General features: G+C 39.6%; 23 protein-coding genes and 2 tRNA genes. 10 read left to right on the top strand and 15 right to left on the bottom strand.

The window, feature by feature from the left end; translation table 11 throughout:
* The coding region (locus SGI74_07990) for an HNH endonuclease (protein ID MDZ4677437.1) at positions 1 to 406 on the top strand (406 nt) is incomplete at its 5' end.
* Positions 407 to 559: 153 nt separating this feature from the next.
* Here the strand turns inward: SGI74_07990 and SGI74_07995 are convergent.
* Positions 560 to 633, bottom strand: a tRNA-Cys gene (locus SGI74_07995).
* Between the two features lie 214 nt (positions 634 to 847).
* Between SGI74_07995 and SGI74_08000 the strand changes: the two genes are divergently transcribed.
* The gene (locus SGI74_08000; protein ID MDZ4677438.1) at positions 848 to 1870 is read left to right on the top strand and encodes a hypothetical protein; all 1023 of its coding nucleotides are present in this window, start codon (positions 848 to 850) and stop codon (positions 1868 to 1870) included.
* 40 nt (positions 1871 to 1910) lie between these two features.
* On the opposite strand, the gene SGI74_08005 is transcribed toward SGI74_08000, so the two are convergent.
* The 6 genes from SGI74_08005 to SGI74_08030 all read right to left on the bottom strand — a co-directional run bounded on the left by SGI74_08005 (position 1911) and on the right by SGI74_08030 (position 7065).
* Positions 1911 to 3380, bottom strand: coding sequence for an ATP-binding protein (locus SGI74_08005; GenBank protein MDZ4677439.1), 1470 nt, complete (start codon positions 3378 to 3380; stop codon positions 1911 to 1913).
* Between the two features lie 62 nt (positions 3381 to 3442).
* On the bottom strand, positions 3443 to 4327 hold the full coding sequence (locus tag SGI74_08010; protein MDZ4677440.1) for a tyrosine-type recombinase/integrase: 885 nt from the start codon (positions 4325 to 4327) through the stop codon (positions 3443 to 3445).
* Between the two features lie 43 nt (positions 4328 to 4370).
* A complete protein-coding gene (locus tag SGI74_08015; protein MDZ4677441.1) occupies positions 4371 to 5153 on the bottom strand; it encodes a hypothetical protein in 783 nt (260 codons plus the stop codon).
* A gap of 10 nt (positions 5154 to 5163) precedes the next feature.
* Entirely contained in the window at positions 5164 to 5745 is a 582-nt protein-coding gene (locus SGI74_08020; protein MDZ4677442.1) for a hypothetical protein, read from the bottom strand.
* Between the two features lie 17 nt (positions 5746 to 5762).
* Entirely contained in the window at positions 5763 to 6578 is an 816-nt protein-coding gene (locus tag SGI74_08025; protein ID MDZ4677443.1) for a hypothetical protein, read from the bottom strand.
* Positions 6579 to 6894: 316 nt separating this feature from the next.
* On the bottom strand, positions 6895 to 7065 hold the full coding sequence (locus SGI74_08030) for a hypothetical protein (GenBank protein ID MDZ4677444.1): 171 nt from the start codon (positions 7063 to 7065) through the stop codon (positions 6895 to 6897).
* Positions 7066 to 7252: 187 nt separating this feature from the next.
* Between SGI74_08030 and SGI74_08035 the strand changes: the two genes are divergently transcribed.
* A tRNA-Leu gene (locus tag SGI74_08035) sits at positions 7253 to 7334 on the top strand.
* A gap of 279 nt (positions 7335 to 7613) precedes the next feature.
* Here SGI74_08035 and SGI74_08040 read toward each other — a convergent pair.
* The 3 genes from SGI74_08040 to SGI74_08050 all read right to left on the bottom strand — a co-directional run bounded on the left by SGI74_08040 (position 7614) and on the right by SGI74_08050 (position 10192).
* Positions 7614 to 7790: a hypothetical protein gene (locus SGI74_08040; protein ID MDZ4677445.1), complete on the bottom strand. Its 177-nt coding sequence runs from the start codon at positions 7788 to 7790 to the stop codon at positions 7614 to 7616.
* Positions 7791 to 7876: 86 nt separating this feature from the next.
* The gene (locus tag SGI74_08045) at positions 7877 to 9160 is read right to left on the bottom strand and encodes a DDE-type integrase/transposase/recombinase (GenBank protein ID MDZ4677446.1); all 1284 of its coding nucleotides are present in this window, start codon (positions 9158 to 9160) and stop codon (positions 7877 to 7879) included.
* A 504-nt stretch (positions 9161 to 9664) separates the two neighbouring features.
* Positions 9665 to 10192 carry a nucleotidyl transferase AbiEii/AbiGii toxin family protein gene (locus tag SGI74_08050; GenBank protein MDZ4677447.1) on the bottom strand — a complete coding sequence of 176 codons (528 nt, stop codon included), beginning with the start codon at positions 10190 to 10192 and terminating at the stop codon, positions 9665 to 9667.
* Between the two features lie 399 nt (positions 10193 to 10591).
* Here SGI74_08050 and SGI74_08055 point away from each other — a divergent pair, with 399 nt between their 5' ends.
* The 6 genes from SGI74_08055 (at position 10592) to SGI74_08080 (ending at position 17938) form a co-directional block, all read left to right on the top strand.
* Positions 10592 to 12115, top strand: coding sequence for an alpha/beta hydrolase (locus SGI74_08055; GenBank protein MDZ4677448.1), 1524 nt, complete (start codon positions 10592 to 10594; stop codon positions 12113 to 12115).
* 172 nt (positions 12116 to 12287) lie between these two features.
* Positions 12288 to 13217: a hypothetical protein gene (locus tag SGI74_08060; protein MDZ4677449.1), complete on the top strand. Its 930-nt coding sequence runs from the start codon at positions 12288 to 12290 to the stop codon at positions 13215 to 13217.
* Positions 13139 to 13441 carry a hypothetical protein gene (locus SGI74_08065; GenBank protein ID MDZ4677450.1) on the top strand — a complete coding sequence of 101 codons (303 nt, stop codon included), beginning with the start codon at positions 13139 to 13141 and terminating at the stop codon, positions 13439 to 13441. The genes SGI74_08060 and SGI74_08065 overlap by 79 nt, the downstream gene beginning before the upstream one ends.
* Positions 13442 to 13636: 195 nt before the next feature.
* The gene (locus SGI74_08070) at positions 13637 to 15937 is read left to right on the top strand and encodes a Tex family protein (protein MDZ4677451.1); all 2301 of its coding nucleotides are present in this window, start codon (positions 13637 to 13639) and stop codon (positions 15935 to 15937) included.
* Between the two features lie 10 nt (positions 15938 to 15947).
* Positions 15948 to 17153, top strand: a complete 1206-nt coding sequence (locus SGI74_08075) for a S1 RNA-binding domain-containing protein (protein ID MDZ4677452.1) — start codon at positions 15948 to 15950, stop codon at positions 17151 to 17153.
* 47 nt (positions 17154 to 17200) lie between these two features.
* Complete coding sequence (locus SGI74_08080) at positions 17201 to 17938, top strand: hypothetical protein (GenBank protein ID MDZ4677453.1); 738 nt, start codon at positions 17201 to 17203, stop codon at positions 17936 to 17938.
* Between the two features lie 22 nt (positions 17939 to 17960).
* Here SGI74_08080 and SGI74_08085 read toward each other — a convergent pair whose 3' ends face one another.
* Both SGI74_08085 and SGI74_08090 read right to left on the bottom strand, forming a co-directional pair.
* Entirely contained in the window at positions 17961 to 19232 is a 1272-nt protein-coding gene (locus SGI74_08085; GenBank protein ID MDZ4677454.1) for a matrixin family metalloprotease, read from the bottom strand.
* A 222-nt stretch (positions 19233 to 19454) separates the two neighbouring features.
* Positions 19455 to 20621 carry an alpha/beta hydrolase gene (locus SGI74_08090; protein ID MDZ4677455.1) on the bottom strand — a complete coding sequence of 389 codons (1167 nt, stop codon included), beginning with the start codon at positions 20619 to 20621 and terminating at the stop codon, positions 19455 to 19457.
* A 138-nt stretch (positions 20622 to 20759) separates the two neighbouring features.
* Here SGI74_08090 and SGI74_08095 point away from each other — a divergent pair, with 138 nt between their 5' ends.
* Positions 20760 to 21620: a response regulator gene (locus SGI74_08095; protein ID MDZ4677456.1), complete on the top strand. Its 861-nt coding sequence runs from the start codon at positions 20760 to 20762 to the stop codon at positions 21618 to 21620.
* Between the two features lie 3 nt (positions 21621 to 21623).
* Here the strand turns inward: SGI74_08095 and SGI74_08100 are convergent, their stop codons facing one another.
* The 3 genes from SGI74_08100 to SGI74_08110 all read right to left on the bottom strand — a co-directional run bounded on the left by SGI74_08100 (position 21624) and on the right by SGI74_08110 (position 25200).
* Positions 21624 to 22475, bottom strand: a complete 852-nt coding sequence (locus SGI74_08100; GenBank protein ID MDZ4677457.1) for a hypothetical protein — start codon at positions 22473 to 22475, stop codon at positions 21624 to 21626.
* 95 nt (positions 22476 to 22570) lie between these two features.
* The gene (locus SGI74_08105) at positions 22571 to 23929 is read right to left on the bottom strand and encodes a hypothetical protein (protein ID MDZ4677458.1); all 1359 of its coding nucleotides are present in this window, start codon (positions 23927 to 23929) and stop codon (positions 22571 to 22573) included.
* Positions 23930 to 23985: 56 nt separating this feature from the next.
* Positions 23986 to 25200, bottom strand: coding sequence for an MFS transporter (locus SGI74_08110; GenBank protein ID MDZ4677459.1), 1215 nt, complete (start codon positions 25198 to 25200; stop codon positions 23986 to 23988).
* Positions 25201 to 25209 lie beyond the last annotated feature (9 nt).

Consider the following 25209-nt stretch of genomic DNA (forward strand, 5'->3'; position numbering starts at 1 on the left):
AGTTAAAGCTTTGAAGATTTTGGCAAAGAACAAGAAAGCTCAAGATTTGCGCAAAGCTCATGAAGCGAATGCTGAATTAGACAATGTTAATTTAACCAAAGCTGAAGCGGTGAAAAAAGCTTTCCCAGAGAAGTGCAATCCAGCTTCTCCACGCTCTCGCTACATTCCCGCTCACATTAAACGCCAAGTGTGGGTGAGAGCCAAATCTCAGTGCACTTTTATTAATCCAGTTTCAAAGCTTCGTTGTACTGCTTCGCGTTTTCTTCAAACCGAGCACATTATTCCATTTGCTTTAGGGGGAGCCGCAACGCTAGATAACCTGACTCTACTTTGTTCAAATCACAATAAACTCAAAGCACTTCACACCTTTGGTAAATCGACAATGGATCGTTATTTGGAGAGTTGAGGGTCACAGAGAGTTAATGGTCAGTCAAAATCATTAATCGTCGCAGAATGATCTGAATTGCTCGAAAAACCGTAATCAGTGAAGTGAAAATAAATTAATTGCAAAAGTCTGTTGCCCCGTTTTATGGGGAAGAACCAAGAACCCTTAAAAATTTGGAGGTGACGGTGAGACTTGAACTCACGTAAGCGGTTTTGCAGACCGCGGCCTAACCCCTTGGCTACGTCACCATTAATTTGAACTCACACAAAATATGCGTCATACCAGTTGATGTAAAGGCTAAATTATGGTGCTTGATTTGCATTAACAGCGTTGACTCTATTTATAAGTAATAGAGCGAACTTAATCCGCCCAAAAAGACTACTTTTGTACGAAAGTGTCGTTTTTGGTCCTTACCAAGGGTTAGAGATGTTTAGAGTTCTCAATCTCATAGTATCCATAATTATGGCCTTAACGGTCGGTTTATCCACCCCCCATGTACTGGCGGCAGATCGTCAAGGCGTAAGTGGCGCAATTTCAAATTTACTTTTTGATTCTGATTTTTGCACAAATGGAATGCGACGAATCTTAAGTTCTGATCCAAATATCGATTTTGAAAAACAAGCAATTCGTGATCTCACGGCGCTTGTTATTCGTGAATATCTCAAAGCTGGGTATCCATCTAAAAATGAAAATCTAAAACACGTTCGCAGAATGATCGACATCATTAGATCTAATCGCACTGAATTAGAAAAAATCGGATTAAACCCTGATGAAATCATTTCATCTCTTTACATTTCTGACATGGCTAAGAGCCAACACATCATTGATAAATATAAAGATACTTTCTTTAACGGTGATTATTTAACTGCATTTTTAGAACACAGTCGCATGAGTATGTTTGAAGCAGACGAAATGGCAAAAAAACTAGGCATTTCTGACGAAGCTTGGCAACGACTCACCAGTGGAGTTATTGGTCATGATGGCCCATCAATACCAGGTACATGGTGGGAAGAAATGTACTCAAAAAAACTTGGTAAACCCTACCCAAAACTTATGGCACAGCAAGGTGTAATTCATGCTTATCTTGATCGCATGGATCAAGGCGGACTTTATCGAATAAATAAGTCACTCGAGGGCGGAATTAGAAAAATAAGCTATGACATGTACAACAGAAAAAAGACACCTCAGTATCACAATCTTACAGAAACCGTTAAATATGCCTTTGGTGATGTTCATGAGAAAACAATTCCTCAGCTTGATCATTTAGATCAAGTGGTTGTGCCTAAATTTTTTCCAGAAGGTAACTTTCCACCGTTTTTAAGAAAGCAACGCGCTGAATTTGATCAATCACAAGAATATTTAGAATTTGTTGAATTTAAAGGTAATCCTCAAAGAGTGATTATAAAAGATAAAGACGGAGCAGAAGTAGTAGTAAAAACTCTCGATGAGTTTTGGTTATTCATTTCTGTATTTTCAAATAAATAATCTAATTTCTAAAACAAACAGTTTAATCCCCAAAAATATATTATTTCAATTTTTTGACATCAAATATAATTTCTGAATACCTAAATGCTTCCTCTAAATTTTGCATCTTAACCTCTGGTGAAAAATCTAAAACTGCCAAAGTCTGAGCTAAACTTTTAACCTTCAACCATGAACGGTAATTTAAAGAGCCTGCATCTTGTTTATGCTCTAAAAAATCTTGAGCATGTTTTGAAAATTTAATATCGCCACACTTACTTTTAAACTCCAAAGCTTTTTTAATTCTTTCTAAAATCACTTGTGATGAAATTTTCTCTTCATTACCCATAGGGGAATCACAAAATACTTTTACATCGAAACGATCAAAAAGCGGCCCACTCATTCGAGCTTGATATTTTAGTCTATTTATTTCAAGACAACCGCACGCCTTTACAAAATGCCCCCAGTATCCACAGCGACAAGGGTTTGAAGCAGCAATCACTTGCACGCGACTAGGAAACTGCACATGAAGGCCAGCCCTATAGATTTCAACAAATCCTTTCTCAAAAGGCTCTCGTAGTGAATCTAAAACTGAGGGATTAAATTCTAAAAATTCATCAAGAAACAAAACACCACCGTGGGCTTTAGTAAGTGCACCTGGCCTTGGTGGCACTCCCCCGCCTAATAAACCAACAATAGATGCTGAATGATGGGGTGATGCCCAAGGAATCTCTTTTGGATGTCTTTTATAAAGGGCATCTAAAGCTTTTTGTTCAATATCGATCTCATCACCAGATCGGTGTAAAAATCTTTTTAAACTCTCGGCAAAAAATGTTTTTCCACAACCCGGCGGACCACTAAGCAAATAGTGATGCCGCCCTACAGTAGCTATTTCTAGATGCCTTGCCCAAAATCGTGAAAATTTTAATTTACTCAGGTCTAAATTTTCTTGAATACTTTGTTTATTATTTAAGTCAGTGACTTCACTACTTAGTGCACTCTCATCTGTTTTTAAAAATGTATTTTGATTCCACCACTGTGGCTGTCTAAGTTCTTGAATATGTTTTATTCCCACAACATGTGTATTCAGACTTTGCGCCAATGCAGGTGCTACTTCCGTAGGAACTACAATGATCTCAATTTCTTTTTTCTCTAAAAGTGCAAAGGCAAGGGCTTCTACTTCAGGAACACACCGCACATGACCATCAAGTGCTAACTCGCCCAAAAACATCACAGACTTTGGAGGTACTTCTATTTGCTCTGATGTTGCAAGAATGCGCGCTGCTAATGCGAGCTCAAAACCACTCCCCTCTTTTCGAACTTTAGAAGGTGCTAAATTTAAAACCACACGCTTTTCATACGGAAACTTATAACCCGCTTGAATGATGGCACTTTTCACTCGCGTTTTACTTTCTTTAAGTACCGCGTCTGGAAGCCCTACAATTTGAAAAAATGGTAACCCCGATGAGAGATCAATTTCAATTTCTACCGCGATTGGTTTAACGCCAACCAGCGTTGCTGAATAAAATATCATAGATTTATGAATTGCAATTAATTGCCAGGCTAAAACTTATTTAAATAGGAGATGGTCAAAAATCAGTTCGAAGTATCGGACAACGGATGATGCTGATCGATTGTTTCTTTAAGATCAGAGTTTTCAACTTTGGTATAAATCTCAGTGGTTGCAATGCTGGCATGCCCCAAGAGTGTTTGAATAGATCTTAAATCTACTCCCTCACGTAAAAGCTGAGTTGCACAGGCATGGCGAAGCTTATGAGGTGAAACATTTTTCTTAAACCCCGCCTCTAACGACCATCTTTTTAGCCATCGAAATATATCAATACGACTTGGTCTATGACCACGATCATTAGCTATAAGTGATTTTTCTGACGGATCAACCATGTTTAATCGAATATTTAAATACTCATTAAGTGCTTCAATAGCCACTGTCACCAACGGCACAACCCTTTGTTTTGCACCCTTACCAGATATGCGCATCACTCGAAGATCAAGTTGCACATCAACCATATCAAGTGCGCATAGCTCTGAAACACGACACCCTGTTGCGTAGAGCAGAGTAAGAACCGCTTTATTTCTTAATTGGCGATACTCATCTTTTTCTGTGGTTGCTGAACGCATCAATGATTTAATTTGTTCTTCAGTAAGCGTTTCGGGCAAAGTTCTAATATGTTCAGTGATCTCAAGTTTTGGAACTTCTTTAATGAGACCCTGTCTTTGAAGATATCGAAAATAACTTCTCAAAGTTGAAATTACACGGGCCTGAGAACGACGACCCAAACCCTTTTTAGTACAATATGTTTGAAATTTAATTTGAGAAAAATTATCTACACGCGCATTTGTTTCGTTTATGAATTCTCCAAAGAGATTCAAATCTCGTGCGTAACTGCTTTGTGTGTTTTTTGATCCTGATTTTTCTACAAGTACACTTGTTAAAAAATCAGTGAGGTTTGGAAGTTCCATGAGAAATAGTCTATTGGGAATTTTTTAAATATGCAAAGAGGTATTACTCAGGTTGTGTGAGAATCATTTGGCCTAAAAACACCTCTTTACCATTAATGATGCGGCTGAGTTGAAGTTTAATGACATCAGTTAAATCGACATCACCTTCTTCATCAAGAATATCGTCGCTACGAACTATGAGTGCTGATTTATTATGTAAATTAAGTTCTATTCCAAAATCATTTTCAGTATAGACACCAGGGTTCAACGCAATGTTTCTTCCAGGTACTAAAACCCCATCATCATTGATGCCAATGCGCACAAAATTCACGTCAATACCAGCATTCGATGGTGCTGCGGCAGGTACCACCTGAGCAGGTGTTGCACCCGGCACGGGGGTGGGAGTAGGTGCCGCAACAACAGCGGGGGTGGCTTTGTCTTTTCCTGCGATTATTAAAGCGCCGCGAACACCGTTAGCTCTATTGGTAATTACAAAAAATGCATATGTTTTAGTAAGATTTGTTTCTTTCACAGATTCTTGAGCGTTGTCAAAAAATCCGTTGTGCTTAAGGGGCATGACAATATCGATGGGGCCCATACTTCCTGGTGACTCAGCAAAAAACATTGTAGACCCTGGCTCAGCGTGCATTTTGATAAATGTTTTCATGTTTTCTTTAATCACTGCATCTTCAGGAAAAGTTGAAGCATTAATTTTTGACGAAAGTTGACTCAGCTTTGCTTCTACAGCATCTTTGCCGACCTCTAATTCCGCCGTGCGTTTACGCGTGCTACAATTTAACCCTGCTGTAATTAATGATGCTAAGAGTGCAAAATAAATGAGTTTCAATTTCTAATCCTCACAGTGCAGTGTAGGTAATGGGTGAACAACCTGGGATACTGACTTGTCCTTGCATATAAAAACCTGTGGGTGAACCCGGAAGATGGGTATCAACTCCGTACTGGATGGTCACGTTCATTGCTAAAGAACTATTGTTTGCCAATTGCAGATTTGCTTGAACTCCTGCGATTGAACCAGCGAATCCGCTTGTCCAAAAGCCTTGACCTTGTATTGGAATTTGTTGTCCTGGTGGTAATGAAATACATCCGCCAGGGCCAAATGTCACAGTACCGCTCACACTCACAGGGCCCGCATAAGCTTGCCCGGGAGTAATATTTGGAGCGCCAAAACTTAAAACCATAATTGATCCGTTAGAATCTAATGAAGTTACTGCTGGCCCATTGAGTAATGGAATTCCACCCGCTGGAGCAACTCCGCCAGGAACACAATTGGGTTGGCCTGGTTGGCATATTCCACCAATTGGAATAATGCCTACATTTGAAGCGGGGTTGTTATTACTTGATTTGTTTCCGCAACCCGGAACCGTCAAATAAATCCCTGCAGCGAATGCAAAGGCTAAGAAAAAATATTTTTTACTCATAAATAACTCCATATTCATTAAATTCCCAGAGCCGCATGGCCATCAATTGAAGGTATTGTTCCTAAAAATTTCACGGCCGTTGCACCCGTTGTCGCAGGTGGAACGCTCTGATTTACACAGTAATAAGGTGATGAAGGGCCAATAACACCTGTCCAGCAATAAGCTTTAGGATTTGGTGGAATCCAAGTGCTGCCATTCCATTGCCCATTAAAAAGTGGATTTGTATTGGGTGCTGCTTGAAAATTTCGATACCAAACAGTTCCCGTCATATTTGAAACGTCAGTACCTGTTACTGGCGTAAGGAGCAAAACAAGCATTCCGTATTGGTCTTCAAACATGATGCGATAAGTTGGTTTTCCGGTTGTAGGATCAACTGTAAGAATATGAACATTGTTACCGCGATCAATGTGATTGCCGTTATAAAATGCGGCGCTATGTAAAATGAGTGAGCCGAAATTTTGTTCATAAAACCGAATATGCATTTCGCCTAAATAAACGCCGCTGTCTGGCGAAACACTTATATTGATTTGAGCCGGGCCCGTTTGAGCAAGTGGTCCACCGACATAATCTTTTAATGTTGCATTTTGATCACCTGAAACTACCAATGATGCTGTAGCACCAGATGAAATCGGAGGAGGTGTTGGAATAGCACCTCCAACAGGTGATGTGCCAGGAATAGGAGTGGTACCCGGTACCAGGCCTCTGCCACCTGGGCCAGCCGCTGTGTTATCACTAGGCTTAGAGAGCACTTGCTTACCTTGGCCACAACCTACAAAAGCTACGGCAAATGTGAGTAGTAAGGCGCTTATGATTTTACTCGTTCTATTAAACATAAATTACTCCTGTCTACATGTGACTCATTGCGACGATTGTACCAAGATTATTGATACTCAAAATAATTCAGTGATATTAAGTTGTTATGATTGGTCTACGGTAAACTCGGAGCTATGAATTACAGCCTGAGACCCTGACAGGCAATGTCTAAATATTGGCGTAAAATCTACTATTCACGTGTGATTTTAGTATGTTAGAAAAATAATTTAGGTGCTTAGCAGGTGTAAACGCATTAGACAGCTGAAAAACAATAAAAAGATGCCCGGAAGCATCTCTTCTCCCGGGCATCCCAAATGGAGGAACCAATGAGGGCATTTATTTTAAGACGCTGTCCCCTACGTCAGGTTCGAAATCTTTGATCATCAGCATTAGATTTTTCACACGCTCAACCAATTCTAAACGTGATTGAAGCGTGTGCGTATTTCTGTAGCGGCGATTTATTTCTTCAAACTCTTCTTTCACCTTTAAAAGATCTATAAGAGTCAAAAGTCGCCCTCCTTGGCTTCGCTGATACCCCTCATCCAATTTGAGGAGTATTGATATAGATTTGACACCTACGTAAGTCGGCCCGGTTAATAAAAATTCCAGTGAAATTTCAATTGGTGTTAACAGTTGACTCAGTGACGCGCTGAAGTTAAATCTTGGTTCCCTTTGTTAGATTTTTATATGTCGCGCGCGAGTGGTGGAATGGTAGACACGCATGTTTGAGGGGCATGTGCTTCGGCGTGGGGGTTCAAGTCCCCCCTCGCGCACCAATCGTCCTGACAGACGCACCGCTAACCCCATGGGATCGAGCGGCTCTGTTTAAAGGAATTGAGTTACTGATACTCCGGAAATCAGAAGATAATGAGATGGCCTTGGATTTTAAATCCACGGCCATTTTGCTTTGGGGCTCAATTCCATCAGCTGCCTCGGGAACCTAGTGTCATCAAGGCAACGATATCTATTTGAGAGTTGTTAACCCATTGCAATCTAAAGAGGTTTTAAGAAATATTTCATCTGTGTTTTCTCTCGAGAGATTGTAAAATCGCCTTTTATTCTGCGTGTTTCAAAGCTTTACTGTACTTTTTTGTAAGCGCAAGTTGAATAAGAGTTTTTTCTATCAGTTCACTTTCTTTTGTGTTCTCGATTTTTGAACTTTCTGAACCTGATCTGCCGAATTTTTCGTCGACAAGTTGCATCTCAACACGATAACTTTTTAGTCGATTCAAGTGTCAGAAATTTGAAAAACGTTGGCCGGTAATAGTTATGCGATTCCGATTTTGTTGTAAGGCAGGTGTTTTAAGAAAACTTTTTTCTAATTTAGACTTGGACAGCTCGCACAAGGTGGTTGTTTGTTTTTAGCCTTCCTGGCTAGAAATGCAGACTTTTTATTCTCTTGAAGTTTGGTTCGCTCAGGATCGTCCCACTGAGATTTGAAAATTTCAATAGGTACACCACCTTTGTGGACTGCCAATGGCACGACGTCGTTATGCTGCCTAAAATAAAAATTTGCTTTTCTTAAGAGATCTTCGCCACTCTTAATTTTTTGATGATACAAAAATCGATTCTTGAGTGAATGAAACAGTCCCTCAATCATTGAGTTTGAAAAATGCACATCAACTTGAGCAAGAATACGCCGAAGTCTGTTTGACGTGATAAATTGAATAACCTTTCCATTATTATTTTCTTTTCCTGGGTCCATCATTACATCTGAAGAAATATCCGTGCCCAGTAATTCTCTAGATTTCTGACGGGCAAGCTTTAGAGTTTCGACTGTTTCTTGGGCTGTGATCTCGTTTGTCACTCGCCACGCCAAAACATACCTAGAAAAATTATCGATGATGGCTTGAATATAAAACTTTACGTTAGGTGCGATTGCCACTTCAGTGACATCAACATGCCAGATTTCATTGGGCTTTGTGGCTCTAATACCTGTTTTCTTAAATTCCTTTTTCTCTAATCTCCAAGGCCTACACCACTCAAACACTCTGAAGTACTTGTACCAGGTATCAACAGAGCAAAATAACTCACCAGTTCTTTGTGCAAGCAGGTGAAGAGATGCGATCGAGATATGGGCGTATTTCTTGGCAGTGACAATTTTTTTCATCGATGAGATTTCATCTTCAGTTAACTGCGAAGCTTTTCTTCGCTCGCACGGGCTCTTTGTATTATTACAAAGAGAAATCTCAGAGGCCCACCGCCTGTACGAGCTTTTGGTAAGCCCTATGGCTTCAAGACAGTGGCTTAATTTGTTGTGCTTTAGACTTTCTTGAATAGCTGCTACGATTTGTGCTCGAGACTGCTTGCTTCTTAACTGCTTAGTTCGAAAGTCAAATGGGAATACCTTTCTGACCGTCTCAAGTAAACGGCGCATAGACTTTTCTTTGGCAAGTTCATTCTCTAAAAATTCAGATTTTTTTCTGTAAACAGATTCAAACTCGATAACATTTGTTGTGTCTGTTTGCCTCTGTGTTTTAACCCAGTATTGAGCGGTTGTGCGCGGGATCTTCATGTCTGGAAAGAGATAGACATTTCGAGCGCGAGCGACTTCTTTTTTTACAACATTTGGGTACGATCGATATTTAAGGGCTGCTTCCATAAGGTGTCCAATCCTACAGACGAAAAATTCGGCAGCTCGGGTGCAGAATTTCACATTGCTCTGTTGTTTTAATGTGTTAGGTGCGGCTCAAACTTAAAGTTTGAGCCGTTTGTGAAGGCTTCTTGCCATAAAATTTGTGAGGAGTCTATCGGTCTTACAATTCAAAAAAATATCTGTTTTTGTCCTGATTTCTTCGATCTTCGGATCACTATGCAATTTTTTAATATCACGATGCCATATCCTAGATAGGCACCACTTATTGTTCAAACTAGGCTTATCACCAATTAATACGCTGATGTCGGTTTGATTGTCTGACGCAGATGCAGGCTTTAGTATTTTTGAGCTAATTCCGACTTATCCAGTATGACAAGCCTTATAAACCACGCGAACTACGCCGCGCGAACACTCGGCAATTACAGAAGTGCGATTTTAAATGGTGGTTTTATTTTAATTGGAGGAATGGGACCAAATATTTCCCAATATTGCTCTAGAAAATCTAAATATTCATCTAATGTCACTGTTACCACCTAATTTTTTAATAACTTCCCATTCATTAAAGAGATCTGCATATTCTTTTATTCTTTTCCAATCCATAGAACTATTATGAGCTAAAATAAGTGCTTGAATATCGGCTTTATCTTGAAGTTCACGTGTCGGTTCATTTTTGTAAGCTTGAATTTTGAGACCAATTATATCTTCTGGCATAACTACACGGGTTGAAAGCTTTTCTGAATCTTGTGCCAGGCTCAACATTTTTTGGCTGAGGGGTCGATTGGCTAAAATAATATCTAAATTTCCAACACCTTGAAATTGTAAAACATCATCTGTTTGGTGGACAAGTTTGAAACCACTCTTTGTAAGGCTCTCAATAATAATATTTTTCTTTTTGCCATCAGCTAAAAAATCAATATCGGCAGTAGCTCGGTTGATGCCATGTGCTGCCAATGCAAAACCACCTATGAGCGCGTGTTCAATGCCCTGAGCTTGAAGACACGCGCTGGATATTGTTAAAGTTTTTCTTAAGTTGATCATGGTATAAGTATAAGACCAGATAGATTAAATTTCATCTTGAAAGGAATGCTCGGTACTTAGTCTAGTTCGTAAGTTACCGAAAACACACATATCAAAACCTCGCGAGTAGCATTACGTAGCATAAACATTAAGTTCCGCAAGATTTCACCCCGATCCCGATGACTTTTGCCAACAGGTCTTGGTGCAAACTAAAGCTTAGCTTCTCAGTGGCACCATCTAGATCACTTCCAACCACCCTTAAATAGACGTTACCCGCACCAACACATACAGTGGTCGAACTGTCATTACTTTAGACAATCTTACAAATAGTACGTTCCTACACTTCGGCAAATCTAATTTAAGAGTCTATTTAAGGTCATAAAATTGCAGTACAGATCGGTGAATCAACTGGAGAATAAAATGAAATTAATAATTGGCCTCTTGCTCACTGTATTTAGTTCCACGGCTTTTGCGACTTCACGCCTTGATGTTACTTCGCAAGCTATTGAGCGGGGTTGCTTAATCGCAATTGGGCTCACACAAAAAGGTAATCCCAATGGCCCGTTTGCAAATCAGTTTCTTTGTATCAATAATCCTGTAACCGAAGCTGGAACCTACAAAGAACTTAGGGGTTGTGCTGTTAGTATTGTTGATACGAACACCAAATCACTCATGAGTTTTCAGCAATTCAACTTTGACTTACAAACTTCAATTATACAGGTTGCTAAACCCTGTTCGCGCGAAAGTGTACCAGAGCTTATTACGTTGCCTATTTCTGAAAACCAAGTTGTTGGCGATTTGATAAAAATGTTTATAGGTTTTAATTCTGACCCGCACATTGTTGCAGAAGTAATTCCATTTAGTAAAATTCTTAGCGAATTGCATTCAAAACCTGTCGACGTTATCGGTGGTGGTTTTCCATCGCAACCAGGGACCACTGGCCAGTCACCTGCAGATATGAATAAACACCACACAGTGAAGGTGTTTTTCGGTACCGATCGTAAAGTATTAAACACAGGAGCAGGTTTGCAATTTACGGGTGACAGAAATGAAAATAGCCAGATCACCCTCGGTGTTGCTGACGTGAGTATTCCAAAGTCTCATAAGCCAGGCGAGCTTGAAGCTCCTTCGGTATATTCATTGGAATTTCGAAACAATCCTGATCAGCATGTGATGGTGAAGTCTGTCGCAGTTGAAGGGGCTGATACTTTTTTTCAAAAAATAAAAGCGAAGGTCTCTACAGCTTACAATAAAGATCTATTTATTTTTGTTCATGGATACAATGTAACTTTCGATGAGGCTTTGCGAAGAACAGCGCAAATTGCTTTTGATATACAATTTCAAGGAGCCCCGATACTTTATAGCTGGCCAAGTGAAGCAAAAATTTGGAGATATCCGGTCGACGAAGCCAATGTTGAATGGAGCTACCGACACTTAAGTACTTTTATAAATGATATTGTTAAAACCTCTGGTGCACAAAAAATTCATCTCATTGCACATAGCATGGGAAATAGAGCATTAACGAATGCTATTGAGTCCCTTTGGAAAAGTCGAGCAGTGGGGCCTAAAACTTTCCAAGAAGTTATATTAGCTGCCCCCGACGTTGATGCCGGAACTTTTAAAGATATTTCCTATGCGATTAAAGATGCAGCAAAAAGAGTGACAGTCTATTCTTCCGGAAATGATAAGGCGTTAATGGCATCAAAGTGGTTACATAAGCATAAGCGACTTGGTTTGATGAACCTTTTAATTGAGGGGATTCAAACTATAGATGCTAGTCTTACTGACACTTCGATGTTTGGTTTAGGCCATTCCTATTACGGATCAAAATTACCAGTTCTTGAAGATATTAAGTATTTGCTTATTTACGGGTATTCTCCAGAGCAGAGATACAACTTAAAGCCAATAGATCATTCTAAGCCTCGGTATTGGACTTTTAAATAAATTTATTCCTGTTTTAAGAGTGAAAAACCATAACGCCTGATCTGTCGCCTGATAACCTAAATATCTTACATTTGCCCAGCCTGAGCGGGACATTATCGCTGCGGAATAACACAGATTTAAGCAACCAGGTCTTTTGTCCGATATAGACATGTACTACACCGGGGAGTGACCGATGCGGCAGAAACCAAGATTGTTTAAGTTTCTTTTAATAGCCTTTTTGGCCATTGTTATTATTGGCTTTCAGAACTGTGATTCAGCAAAAGACAAATTTGCTAAATTTAAAACCAAGAATATCACCACAGCGAATATCTCTTTAGGTTCTGGAACACCTTTTCATCACTCTTCTATCTCGTTTTCAGGCTCTGATGTCACGCAAATCAGCGGAAATAAAAATCATATGGCTCCTTGGAATACTAGCGATAGTACAACCCATAGCAATGATTTCACATGTGCCCTCATTTCAGATGGTCGTATCATTTGCTGGGGTGATAATTCTTTTGGCCAACTTGGTGATGAATCATATCGAACGCGTTCGTATCCCAAACTTGTATCAGGTTTAAAAGCTCAAGCTGTTCAAATATCTATTGGCGGTCAGCATGCCTGTGCACTTCTTGCCAATGGTGAAATCCAATGTTGGGGAAGAAATAAATCTGGTCAACTTGGTGATGGGCTACAACTTCAAAGTCCGCTGCCAAAATTAGTGACGGGGCTATTGAACAAAGCCGTAAAAATCACAGCAGGATTTGCCCATACGTGTGCCCTTTTGATAGATGATAAAGTTCAATGCTGGGGAGATAATCAATCAAGTCAATTGGGTAGTAAAGAATTCCAACCCCATACAGAAAATATTAAAAATAATGGCAGGTTTTCTCAAAACGCAATTTTGGCCACATATTTAGATCTTCAGTTTTATAAAATCATAGAATTAAGCGCTGGTGGATTTCATACATGCGCTTTAGCTTCAAAAATATCTAATCCTACAGACACTGCGGTGTTTTGTTGGGGTGAAAATGGATATGGACAATTGGGCAATGGAGAAACACGAACAGATTTTTTTATTCCACAACACAAAAAGAGCCTCAAGAGGTTAACAATTTATTAAGTTCTACCAAGTCTTTATCCTCTGGCATGAACAACACCTGCGCCCTTTTAAACGATGGTCAAATCCAATGCTGGGGAGTTGTTGGAAGTCAGGTTTCGCCATCTGAGGGGTTTATTAGCTATTTGACCACTGGAACTCCAAAACTGGTGGAAGGCCTAATAAGTAAGGCTGTAAGTATTGTCTCTGGAGATGCTCACTGGCGAAGTCAAATGCTGGGGATCTAACGAACAAGGGCAGTTGGGTGTGGATCCAAATATCATAAACTCAAGCGCAGCACCGGTAGTCGTTAAATTTTAAGCTGGTGAGAACGTTCTGCATAATTGAGAACAAGCTTTGAAATTAAAACCTTGTGCTCCACGAATTTTATAAAGTATAAAGGTCTCAATTATTTATAAAACCGTGTGCTCGAGATAACACTCATGAACTTTCAAACTTGGATTTTACAAAAACTACCAGGCATTTCACTTCACAGTGCAGAGGCCGTATTAAAGCTGACTGATGAAGGCTCAACAGTTCCTTTTATCGCCCGTTATCGTAAAGAAGCTACGGGTAATTTAGATGAAGTCATGATACAAAAAGTTATCGACGCAAAAGAAGAAATGGAAATGGTTCTTAAACGTCAAACCCATATCTTAGGTGAAATTGAACACCAGAAAAAATTAACACCTGAACTTAAAAAACTCATCTCGAGCACTTTTGATCTAACGATGCTTGAAGAAATCTATCTTCCATTTAAGCAAAAACGAAAAACTAAAGCAACTCTCGCAAAAGAAGCAGGCCTTGAACCTTTGGCCTTATGGATTTGGAATACTTGCCAAGGAAAAGAGAAACTAGGAAATATTTCTTTAGAAGATAAAGCAAAAGAATTTATTAATGAGAAATTTGAACTTACAGATGTAAAAACTGTTTTAGAAAAAACCCAAGACATCTTAATAGAAATGTTCTCACTTGAAACAGAACTCAGGGATTATGTACGAGATGCTATTTTTAAACGTGCACACGTTATCACCTCGAAGGCTAAAAAAGCACAGCCTCATAGTAAGTTTGAACGTTACTTTGAGCATTCTGAAGCGATTACCTCTCTTCAAAATCCACAAAACTCTCACCGCTATTTGGCGATGCGCCGTGGGTGGACAGAAGAAGAACTTTCTTTAACTATTGATGGCTCACCCGATGAACCCGAGCTTCACGAGAGTAACGTTACACATTTTGAAAAATTAGCACTTAAAGTACCCACTGCACCCGGTGCTGCTATTTTAAAACGAGCTGCCCTTTTAGCATATAAAGTACACGTACTCTCAAGTGTTGAAAACCAAGTACATAAAACTTTAAAAACAATTGCCGATGAAGCTGCAATTTCAGTGTTTGCTGAAAACTTAAGAAAGTTACTTCTAGCTTCACCCTTTGGTTCAAAATCTGTATTGGGTGTAGACCCTGGTTTACGTACAGGTTGCAAGCTAGCTTTAGTTTCTGATTCAGGTGAATATCAAACAAGTACAGTGATTCACACTCAAGGCGAAAGTTCTCACGCTGAAAAAATCTTATGTGAAATAGCTAAAAAAACTAAATTAAAAGCTGTCGCTGTGGGTAACGGTACAGCTGGGCGTGAAACTGAAACATTTATTCGCGAATGTTTTAAGAAAAACGATATTAAAGTTCCGGTTGTCATGGTGAGTGAATCTGGAGCCAGTGTTTACAGTGCAAGTGCAGTAGCACGCGAGGAATTTCCTGATTTAGATCTTACAGTCAGAGGGGCCATTTCTATTGCTAGGCGGTTACAAGATCCTTTGGCAGAACTTGTTAAGGTTGATCCTAAAAGTATTGGTGTTGGTCAGTATCAACATGATGTTTCACAAACAGAACTTAAAAAATCTTTAGATTTCGTGGTGGATTCTTGCGTGAATGCGGTGGGCATAAACCTCAATACGGCATCCATGCATTTACTCAGTCATATTTCAGGCATTAGTGAATCTTTGGCAAAAACTATTGTCAGTCATCGAGATAAAAAAGGGCTTTTTAAATCGCGCCTTGAACTTTTAAAGCTCCCACGATTTTCTGAAAAAGTTTTTGAACAAAGTGCGGGCTTTTTACGAATTCCTAATAGCGAAAATCCTCTAGACAATACCGGTATCCACCCGGAGCGTTATCCATTTTTAGAAAAATTAGCAAAAAGTATGGGCAAAAAAATCACTGACTTTATCGGTTCAGGGGCAAGTGTTCTTAAAAGCAATAAACAATTATCAACAGAGATTGGCGCTTTCACCTTAAACGATATTGCAAATGAACTTGAAAAACCCGGCCGTGACCCCCGTGACGAGTTTGTGGCGTTTCAGTATCGTGATGATATTCATGCCATCCAAGATCTTAAACCAGGCCTTATCTGCCCCGGCATTGTGACGAATGTTACAAATTTTGGAGCCTTTGTTGACATTGGTGTTCATCAAGACGGTCTCGTTCACATTTCTCAACTAAGTAATACATTTGTTAAAGACCCACGCTCTGTTGTGAGCCCCGGTGATAAAGTTCAAGTTAAAGTTATTGAAGTGAATCTTGAAAAAAATCAAATTGCACTTACCATGAAAATGGATGCCGCTGTGGGTTCGATCACAAAACCGTCAGGTGCTGGTAAATCACAACCTGTAGCAAAGCCACAGGAAAAAGTTTCTATGAATAATGCATTTGCTAGTTTAGCAGGCCTTACGGGTCTTAAAAAGAATTAAGGATACATTTATGGCAAAGAAAAAAGCAGTTGATCTTTTCGGAGACGAAGATCTTGAGTCAAAATCTACGGATTTTGCCAACCTTTTAGAAGATCAAAATCTAGATCAAAAAAAATTGCACCCTGGCGATAAATTAAAAGGCGCGATTCTTACAATTGGCAATCAAGAAGCTTTTATCAGCACTGGAACCCCTATAGATGGAGCACTTCCCATCGCGGATCTTCTTGATAGTGATAACCAAGTAAAATTCAAAGTAGGCGATGTTATTGAAGTTAAAGTTGTGCGCGTTGGAGATGCCGAGATACTTCTTAAGCGCCTAGGTACAACTAATTCATCAGGTGGCGCCACCGATCTTGGGGAAGCTTTTGAATTAGAGCTCCCCGTTGATGGTAAAGTCACAGAGCTAATTAAAGGTGGTTTTAGAGTTGAAGTAAAAGACAAACTCGCATTTTGCCCAATAAGCCAAATGGATTTTCATGTAGATATGCCTGAAGACTACTTAGGCAAACGTTATTTGTTTCTCATCACCAAGTTTGATCAAAATGGCCGTAACCTCGTTGTGTCGCGCCGTCGTATTTTAGATTTGCAAAAACAAGAATCTGAAGGTGATTTTTTGCAGCGCTACAAAAAAGGCGACATCTTTCAGGGTAAAATCACGCGCCTTGAAAAGTTTGGAGCTTTTATTGAAGTGCATGGATCAATTCAAGGGTTGATTCCTATTTCGGAATTGGCTTGGGCCCGAGTGAATGATCCTCGCGATATAGTAAGTATTGGTCAAACTGTTCAAGTCATACTTCTGGATGCCGCCTATTTTGAAGGAAGGCTCAAAGCTTCTTTTTCATTAAAACAAGGTGGAGGCGAAGGAGATCCTTGGCTCAGAGTTGTGAATGATTTTCCTGTAGGAACCATTTTTGAAGGGATTATTGAAAGAAAAGAACCCTACGGCATTTTTGTAAACGTCATGCCGGGAGTAACGGGGTTACTTCCAAAATCTAAGTATGCAGATTCAAGTGAGACGCATATCTTTGAGCGCGCAAAAAAAGGCGATAAAGTAAAAGTGCAAATTGATGAAATACGTTTTGAAGAAAAAAGAATTTCACTCTCCCCACCTATTGAAAAATTTGATCTCTCAGGTAAATCCCTTTCCAGCTCCAACTCTCAAAAAGGTTTTGGATCTTTTGGTGATTTACTTAAAGATGTAAAAATCAAAAAATAATTATTTACCGATCTTATAACAATTGAGGTTTAAATATTTTTATGAATGTGAAAAAAATTTGGTTAGCTTCCTTCTTAATTCTAATAGCTTACCCGACATCAACATTTGGAGCTGAGCAAAAAGTAGAGCCTACCATCGCTGACAAAGCCACCAAAGATATTAAAAAAACTGCAGATGAAGTTTTAGTAGTTCTTGGTGAAACCCGTGAGCGCCGGTCACAAGCTAATTATTTTGCACTTCTCAACTATTCATTCTTGGATTTATTAATTCCAGGAAAATATGGCTTAACGATTGGCCTTCTTCGAGATCTTGATAAAAGCTGGGAGTTTGAATATTTACGCGGCACAATGTCGGTTCCTTTTTTAATCACTGATCTTGTTAAAATGACCGATGAAAGATTCTCTATTATTGGAAGATCATATTTTGGCAGTAACAGTTTTAACTTAAATTACGGACTCACCTACTTTAATTTTTCATTAAATCTTGGCGATAAATTAATGAGTCGTGTTTCTGGTGGTGCTTATCCCTCTATGGATTTGATCGCTGTTCAGGCATTAGGTTTTAATGTGGGCATAGGAAACAGATGGACATTTAAACATAACATCACTTTAGGCATTGATTGGATCTCTTGGTCCCAGCCTGTGATTATCACAAAACGCCAAGCAGGTTTTTTAGATGCCAGTAGTAATCAAGCAGATAAAGATGCCGTTGAAAATTCGATAAAATACATGGCTTATTTTCCACGACTTTTGTTACTTAAATTACAGTTAGGAATTTTGTTTTAAAATTGCCAACTCAATTCAAATGTTACAAAGTATATAAAGTCTGAATAGCGCTGCGGTCATAAGGAGTAAGAAACTCGCCGGGCTGCTTCTTTAGATAATCCCAATTGTAGTTCATAATACTATCAGATTCATATTGATGTTGCAGACCAAGAACGTGACCCATTTCATGAGCGATTACGAGAGTAATGGCGTCTTCAAAACTCTTTAACTTGTCAGAAATCTCTAGGCGGACGGCGATGGTCAAATTTTCTAATACAGAAATTGTAGTAGCATCGATAAGCAAGTGGATATCTCCATCAATCAAACCCTGTTCTGGTCGCCCTACAATATCCATAGCAAACCCTTCGGTTTGCATCATCTTGTATTTATCAATGATACGAATAGTGTGTGTGTTGAGATCTGAAAAAGGCGGACATTTAGATTTAATCTCAGTTTCTAGCGAAAGCCTGTTAGTTAAAACCGTCTTCCAGGTATTGATTCCACGCTTGATTCCATGGAGTAGTTCAGGTTGATTCACGCCGCATACTTGCATTGTTAATTTTTGTTTCTGTGGCCAATGAACATCCACTTTTGGGCCCATAATTAAAGTGTAAGGAGAAAGAGCTTCTCTGCGTGAAAACTGTGTGTTGTTATCACGCTTTGTAAACCAGTAACTGAGAAGATATTTGGAATCACCCTCTTTAGCATAAAACAAGAGGGAGAAGGCATTTCCTGATTCATGGACTGAGTAATGCTTAATCTCTACAGAGCTTTGAGATTTTACTGCATTAGTACTTGCGCTGCTAATTGCCTTAAGTTGAAGGCGACCATCAGATATGTCTGGAGTAAAGTGAAAATTAAGTGCCAATGGTCTCCACATTGAAGGCTTATCATTTTGTGAGTTATTGGTTTGTAAAACTACTTCACCATTGTGAAGGGTTTTCCAAACATATTTTTCAGCATGATCAACCGGGCTATATTCAGGGGCCTTCCTGTCTCGAACCAACTGCTCACTTGATTTAGTTTCTTGAGCTGCCATTTCTTCAGCTGATTCAAATTTAGTTTTATCAACAAATATATGAGCCATAGTGAGATAAAATCCATCAAAATTTTTTATATTTTGGCTAGTGAATGGGGATTGCGTATTGAGTTCAGAATCTGCAATTAACTCGCGAGGATCACCATTGATGAAATAAGTGTTGTTAACCACTTTAGGGTGATGGGGAGCAGGATCTGAGTTCTTAGGACTACACGAGGTTACTAATGTTAATGTAAGGCCTGCTATGGCCAGATAAAGTTTTGATTTTTTGAGCATTGAAACCTTGTTAGTGCATAAGTGCATAAGTGCATATTAAAAGCTGTATACTACTGAACTCTACAAATCAGAGGCCAAAAGTTATTTTGCTGTAATGTGATATACAAGCCTGCAAAATGCATAATGCTAAAGTGAGTGAAGAATATTCATGGTAGGTGCCTTTATTTGTTAGTGGCGTTAGGTTGCACCTGCTCATTCGCAGTAATTGCAAACCGTTTAATCTTATCGCAGCTGTTTGACTGGCAACATACGATCAAGAAAATGCTCGATCGCGGCTGTTGATATTTGCCCTTCAGGGCCATTCAAGAAAAAATCAAAACCGTGGGGGCCCCATGGCACAACGAGCGCCGCTGCTTTTACGCCGATTACTTTAAGCCGTGATGAAAGGCGTTCGGCATGTTTAAACCACACAAGTGTATCGAGTTTGCCGTGAATGAGAAGTGTGGGGCAGGAGTTTATCGATACCTGCTCAATCATCGACGCGGTTTTGTAGAGATCGGAATTTTGTAAAGGTGGTGAACCCATTAATGCACGAATCAGCCCTCGTGATGCTAAAATATCATCTTCATATCCGACTTCGTAACCAAATGTGAGATCAGTTGGAGCATACAGCGAAACAAAACCTTGAGGACGATCAACTCCCTTGAGTGAATATGCGACAGCTCCAGCGATTTGTCCGCCAGCAGAGCGACCCAAAATTACCCACCGATTTGCATCGATGTTCCAGGCTTGGGAGTGTGACTTAATATAGGCGATAGCTTTTAGTACGTCAGACTTTATTTCAGGCCAACGAACTTTCGGTGCAAGGCGATAGTCGATTGAAAAAACTGTGTATCCAAGATTGGCGAGATGAGAATTGAGATCAGGCAACTGTTCGGAGTTTCCAGAATCCCAACCGCCTCCGTGAATTACCAAAATCCAGGGTGAAGAATCAACGGACTTCAAGGGTAAATAACGATCAATGTTGATTGGAATTTCATTTGGAGCATCGATATTATAATTCCCACGCACAAATGGAATTGCTAGCTCACCTCTGCCGAAGAGTGTCGTTTTCAGCGACCATAATGAACGCGGATTTGTCGTTGATCCAAAGCTTTGCTCAAGATCTAAGCGCCACTGATCTTGTTGCCTTACCACAGCCATAAGTGGTGCAAGATATGAAACTATCGCAATGAGTGTTAACCCCGTGAGCATAAGTCTAACTTTAGTATCAATTTTAGAGTTGTATAAAATGAAAAGACCTATGAGTGCTATGAGCGCAAACCAAATGCCCATCTGTGTTGTCAAGATCGAAAGTTTCCATGCGAATATATATGGAAGTGTGATCAAGTTAAAAAGCGACAGACCAAACAAACCGATTATTAAAATGTAAATAACCCAAATTCTCATTGCGCCACCAGGTTGCCAGATGTTACTGGTCGATTAAAGAAAAATTACTCGCACTAAACGTTATTATGAGCGTACTGTGCAATAGCAATAGGCGGCAAAGTTCAAAATGCTCTTATTAACCATTGCTCTACGGGTGATATGACGATTAATTCTATTAATGACATTCGAGCAAATATTCTTCTTGTGGACGACCGTCCCGAGAATCTATTTGTATTAGAATCTGTACTTAAAGAAGCACCTGAATACAAATTGTTTATGGCCAATTCGGGAGCAGAGGCCATTGAATTAGTTAAAATAACAGATTTCGCGTTAATCTTATTAGACATTCAAATGCCCGATATGGATGGTTACGAAACAGCTTCTAATATCAAACTCCTTGAACGCGGTCGTGATGTACCTATTGTTATGGTGACAGCCATCTTTAAGGAAGATCCCCATGTCATAAAAGGCTATAATGCCGGAGCAATTGACTATGTTCCAAAACCATTTAATCCAGATATATTAAAAGCAAAAGTTGGAATTTACGCAAACCTCTATTTAAAATCACGCAGACTTAATATTCAAAATCAATTCTTAATTGAAACGCAAAAAATTCTAAGTCTAGAAAAAAATGTCAGAACAGTTCTCGACAACTTGCCCATCGGCATCTTGGTCGCTGATAGTAAAGGTAAGATTTATCAAGTCAATCAAGAGGCAAAAAAGATTTGGTGCGGTTCAAAGTTAGTCGAGATAGATCATTATGATGAATATACTGGCTGGTGGTTTGAAAGTGGATCCCCCATAAAGTCACATGAATGGGCTTTAGCACGCGCCATTGATATTGGTCAGACTTCACAAAATGAAATCATTAAAATTCAATGCTTTGATGGTTCTAAAAAAATAATTTTAAACTCTGCCTGCCCTATTTTAGATAGCCACGGAACCGTCACGGGTGCAGTTGATGTCATGCAAGATGTTACTGGGCAAAAATGGATCCAAGAAATCAACATTAAATTTTAGAATTTAATTTTCTCTTTGCGTACGAGGTCCACCACCACACGCTCTTGCATTAGGTTGCAAATCGCAATTGGGTGGGCCATAGCCTGGAGGTGGAGTTGTCCCCCCGGTTCCAGGAGGTGGTGTATTTGGTTTTGGATGAATACAACCATTAATTTCTCCCTCTGGTGCTTCACGGGAGCCATCTACCTTGAGACAACGACGTTGACGGGATTTATCTTCCCACCAGTCATCATCATCTGCATAACAATTATATTTCATGTATTTAGAATGACAACAATGATGAGTGCATGGCGGCGTGAGTGCGGGCTTACCCAATAAATCAGTTGGGTAACTAAGACATTCCTGAAAACCCGCAGCAGTGCGCTCAAAGTATTGCGTGTTACCGTGATTAAATCGTTTGCATGACCAATTCCAATTCAAGCACTGACTTTTATTTGCTTCTGAATCAATATTACATGCGCGTTTGATTAATTTTTGCCCGTTACGCGAACCACCACTTGTGTCTACGCCGTTTGCAATACAACAACAGGGTCTACCCAAAGAATCATTTTGTGCTTCGCAAAGTGCACGACCTTGTTCATCATCATAAAAAGAATCTAGCCCCATGTTTGCAATCGGGCGTGGTGCAATACTTTGTCTGTTAACAGAACTTGGCATTCCATTATTGGGTGTATGTGTTGTCACATTACTAGCAGGATTAGTTGCATTGAGATCAGGGCCATAACCTGCATCACTTTTATCTGTCGCAGTAGATGACGCTTGATTTAGTGTATTTTCTGAGCCACCACAGTTTTGAAAACTTGATACAAGAAGTAACGTGAATAAAAAAAATGCCGCTAAGTGAATCTTGCCCATAAAAACTCCACACGTTTAAACCCATTAGTCTATTCGGTTTTTTGGGGCAAAACTTTAGCCTAGCGGCGTAAAATTAACTCAATAAAATCAAATACTTACTCAAGCGCTTTAATATCATTTTCAGTTAATCGAGGATGATATGGATTTTCCACTCGTTTTACGACGCGATTAAAGGGTGATCCGCCTGTATAGATATAATCTTTAAAATACTTATTTAAAGAAAATCCTACGAAGCTAGACATGCCCGCCTCTAATTGCGGAGTGGTAATTGTTTTTCTTAAACTTGTTTGCAACAACTTATTAAGAAACACATTTAAGCCACCTTGTTTTTGCATTAAAAAATCCATGAACGACATGAATGCAACACCCGCGCGATATGCTTGACCATCAGTGTATCGACGATAGACTGAGCGCCCACCCATGCCAGTGCTTCCATAATTAAATGTAGAAACTTGACCAGGGTTTTCATCACTCCAAGTGGTAATGGCTTCGTCAATCCAACCTGAATTACCAGTTGCCGGCATTACACCTCGGGCAAAATAACTATGCGTGAGTTCATGGTTCAATGCCCACATTGAAGTAACAGTAGCACCTGAGTACTCCATTCCTCCACCCATAGTAGAACTTGCATAAACTGTTACAGATGAATGTCTCCAAGGGCCGTATTTAACCTCAAGGCCTTTGATCGATTTTTCTATAGCAGGAATAAAGCGATTCACAGTGTCGAGACTCTCACCATAAACACGAACAGGAAGTGAACGTCCGTCCATTGAGGCGATATTAAAATCTTTTAAGTGAAATTGTCCTTTTGGCGCTGTATGAAAATACAAAGACGATGAAGTGAAGTATTCAGGAAACTCAATCATCCATTTAGAATCTTTTAACTTAGATAATTGACCGTTTGTGAAAAAATCTTGCTCCCCTTGAATACCCAAAATATCGATGGTGAAAGTCATTCCCACCTGATCGTATTCAAGATTTGCTGGAAGATATTTTTCTAAATATCCACGATCATCAAGATCCGTCATGGCAAAAAGATTTCGCACACCATTAGTCGCAAATGTTGGCGCAAGATTTGTTACCACCACCATTTTATGCATACCAGGAGCAAAAGATTGCTTTACTAGACGCATTTTTGTTTGCGATTGAGGGTCACTAATTAAACCTTGAATCACAGATTTTCCGTCAATTGAAACAGAAACCGGCTCGGCAACCGAATCAAAAATCGGCATACCTTCTTCAAAGCTTTGAAAATTTATTGTTGAAGTAGCAACTGCTGTCTTATTTTTGAGATCATAGACAATTTCATACTTAGCATCTTTAAAATCTACGTAGATTGCTTTTCCACCATTTATACTAAATGCAGGTGGCGCATTTTCAATTCCATTTGCGAAAGCATTAATAGATAACAAAAATACAAACAACAGCCCTGTTGTAAAAAATTTTGTTTTCATTGAACTTCCTCCCCGTAGAGAATTTTAGGAAGGAGTCAAGTTAAAATCAAGTACTATTAAACCTCTTCAATGTAATCGAGATCTTTGCCAAATGACTCTTTCAGCGGCAGTAGTGATAAGTACGCCACAATAAGACACACCACGCCAATCGCCAAAGCGCTGTAAACGATACCCAGCGGCGCTTTAAGATACTCAAAACCAAATGTTATGGGCACAACTGCACCACGCACAAAGTTAGGCACTGTCGTTGTTACTGTTGCACGTAAATTAGTACCAAATTGTTCAGCAGCGTTAGAAACAAAAACAGACCAATACCCGACAGCAAAACCTAATGGGAAGCACATGTAATAAAGATTTTGAGCTGTTTGACTTCGTGTAAATAAAAATAGCACGATCGATAGACCAGTAAGTGTGATGAAAATAAATAGAACTTTACGTCTACTTTTTAACATTTGACTTAATAATCCACTGGCAAGATCACCCGCTACAAGCCCAATGTAGCAGAACATAACGGCTCGCCCCGCACTCACTTTTTCAACAATACCAAACTCGCGGCCAAACTCTGGCGAAAACGTTACCAATACTCCAATAACAAACCAAATCGGTGCACCAACGAGTATACAGCTCAGATATCTTTTAGCTCTTTCTTTAGAATTTAAAAGGGCAATAAGATCACCGCGTTTAATGTCGGTTCTTTTTTTAAGTCCATGAAACATTCCTGATTCACTCACAGCAATGCGTAGTGCAAGGAGTCCTAAACCTAAGGCACCTCCAACTATGTAGGCCGACTTCCAATCAAGATATTCTCCGACGATTGCGGCAAACACAGCACCAGCAACACCAACTGTGGCAACAATGGTTGTTCCGTACCCCCGTGTTTCTTTAGGCATCAGCTCACTCACTAACGTAATGCCAGCACCAAGTTCACCAGCTAAACCAACACCTGCAATGAATCTCAAAAATGCATACATAGGAATCGTTGTGACAAAGCCATTTGCGATATTGGCAATTGAATACAAAAAGATTGACCCCAAAAGTACAGAAAGCCTGCCCCGTTTATCGCCTAACACGCCCCAGAAAATCCCGCCCAATAGCATACCAGCCATTTGCATATTAAGTAGATGCACACCAGTAGAGAGAAGTTGATCTTCTGGAACATTCAGAGCCTTAAGACTTGGAATACGTAAGATACTAAAAATTAAAAGATCATAGACATCAACGAAATATCCTAAAGCGGCAACTATTACGGCCCCTCTTGCATTCTTGTGCATGCGATTCCC

Source organism: Oligoflexia bacterium (assembly GCA_034439615.1).
GTDB lineage: Bacteria > Bdellovibrionota > Bdellovibrionia > JABDDW01 > JABDDW01 > JAWXAT01.

Excerpts from the sequence above, each read along its gene's own strand:
- SGI74_08000 (MDZ4677438.1), top strand. The coding sequence starts at position 848 with ATGGCCTTAACGGTCGGTTTATCCACCCCCCATGTACTGGCGGCAGAT.
- SGI74_08005 (MDZ4677439.1), bottom strand. The coding sequence starts at position 3,380 with ATGATATTTTATTCAGCAACGCTGGTTGGCGTTAAACCAATCGCGGTA.
- SGI74_08010 (MDZ4677440.1), bottom strand. The coding sequence starts at position 4,327 with ATGGAACTTCCAAACCTCACTGATTTTTTAACAAGTGTACTTGTAGAA.
- SGI74_08020 (MDZ4677442.1), bottom strand. The coding sequence starts at position 5,745 with ATGAGTAAAAAATATTTTTTCTTAGCCTTTGCATTCGCTGCAGGGATT.
- SGI74_08025 (MDZ4677443.1), bottom strand. The coding sequence starts at position 6,578 with ATGTTTAATAGAACGAGTAAAATCATAAGCGCCTTACTACTCACATTT.
- SGI74_08045 (MDZ4677446.1), bottom strand. The coding sequence starts at position 9,160 with ATGGAAGCAGCCCTTAAATATCGATCGTACCCAAATGTTGTAAAAAAA.
- SGI74_08050 (MDZ4677447.1), bottom strand. The coding sequence starts at position 10,192 with ATGATCAACTTAAGAAAAACTTTAACAATATCCAGCGCGTGTCTTCAA.
- SGI74_08055 (MDZ4677448.1), top strand. The coding sequence starts at position 10,592 with ATGAAATTAATAATTGGCCTCTTGCTCACTGTATTTAGTTCCACGGCT.
- SGI74_08060 (MDZ4677449.1), top strand. The coding sequence starts at position 12,288 with ATGCGGCAGAAACCAAGATTGTTTAAGTTTCTTTTAATAGCCTTTTTG.
- SGI74_08070 (MDZ4677451.1), top strand. The coding sequence starts at position 13,637 with ATGAACTTTCAAACTTGGATTTTACAAAAACTACCAGGCATTTCACTT.
- SGI74_08075 (MDZ4677452.1), top strand. The coding sequence starts at position 15,948 with ATGGCAAAGAAAAAAGCAGTTGATCTTTTCGGAGACGAAGATCTTGAG.
- SGI74_08085 (MDZ4677454.1), bottom strand. The coding sequence starts at position 19,232 with ATGCTCAAAAAATCAAAACTTTATCTGGCCATAGCAGGCCTTACATTA.
- SGI74_08090 (MDZ4677455.1), bottom strand. The coding sequence starts at position 20,621 with ATGAGAATTTGGGTTATTTACATTTTAATAATCGGTTTGTTTGGTCTG.
- SGI74_08095 (MDZ4677456.1), top strand. The coding sequence starts at position 20,760 with ATGACGATTAATTCTATTAATGACATTCGAGCAAATATTCTTCTTGTG.
- SGI74_08100 (MDZ4677457.1), bottom strand. The coding sequence starts at position 22,475 with ATGGGCAAGATTCACTTAGCGGCATTTTTTTTATTCACGTTACTTCTT.
- SGI74_08105 (MDZ4677458.1), bottom strand. The coding sequence starts at position 23,929 with ATGAAAACAAAATTTTTTACAACAGGGCTGTTGTTTGTATTTTTGTTA.
- SGI74_08110 (MDZ4677459.1), bottom strand. The coding sequence starts at position 25,200 with ATGCACAAGAATGCAAGAGGGGCCGTAATAGTTGCCGCTTTAGGATAT.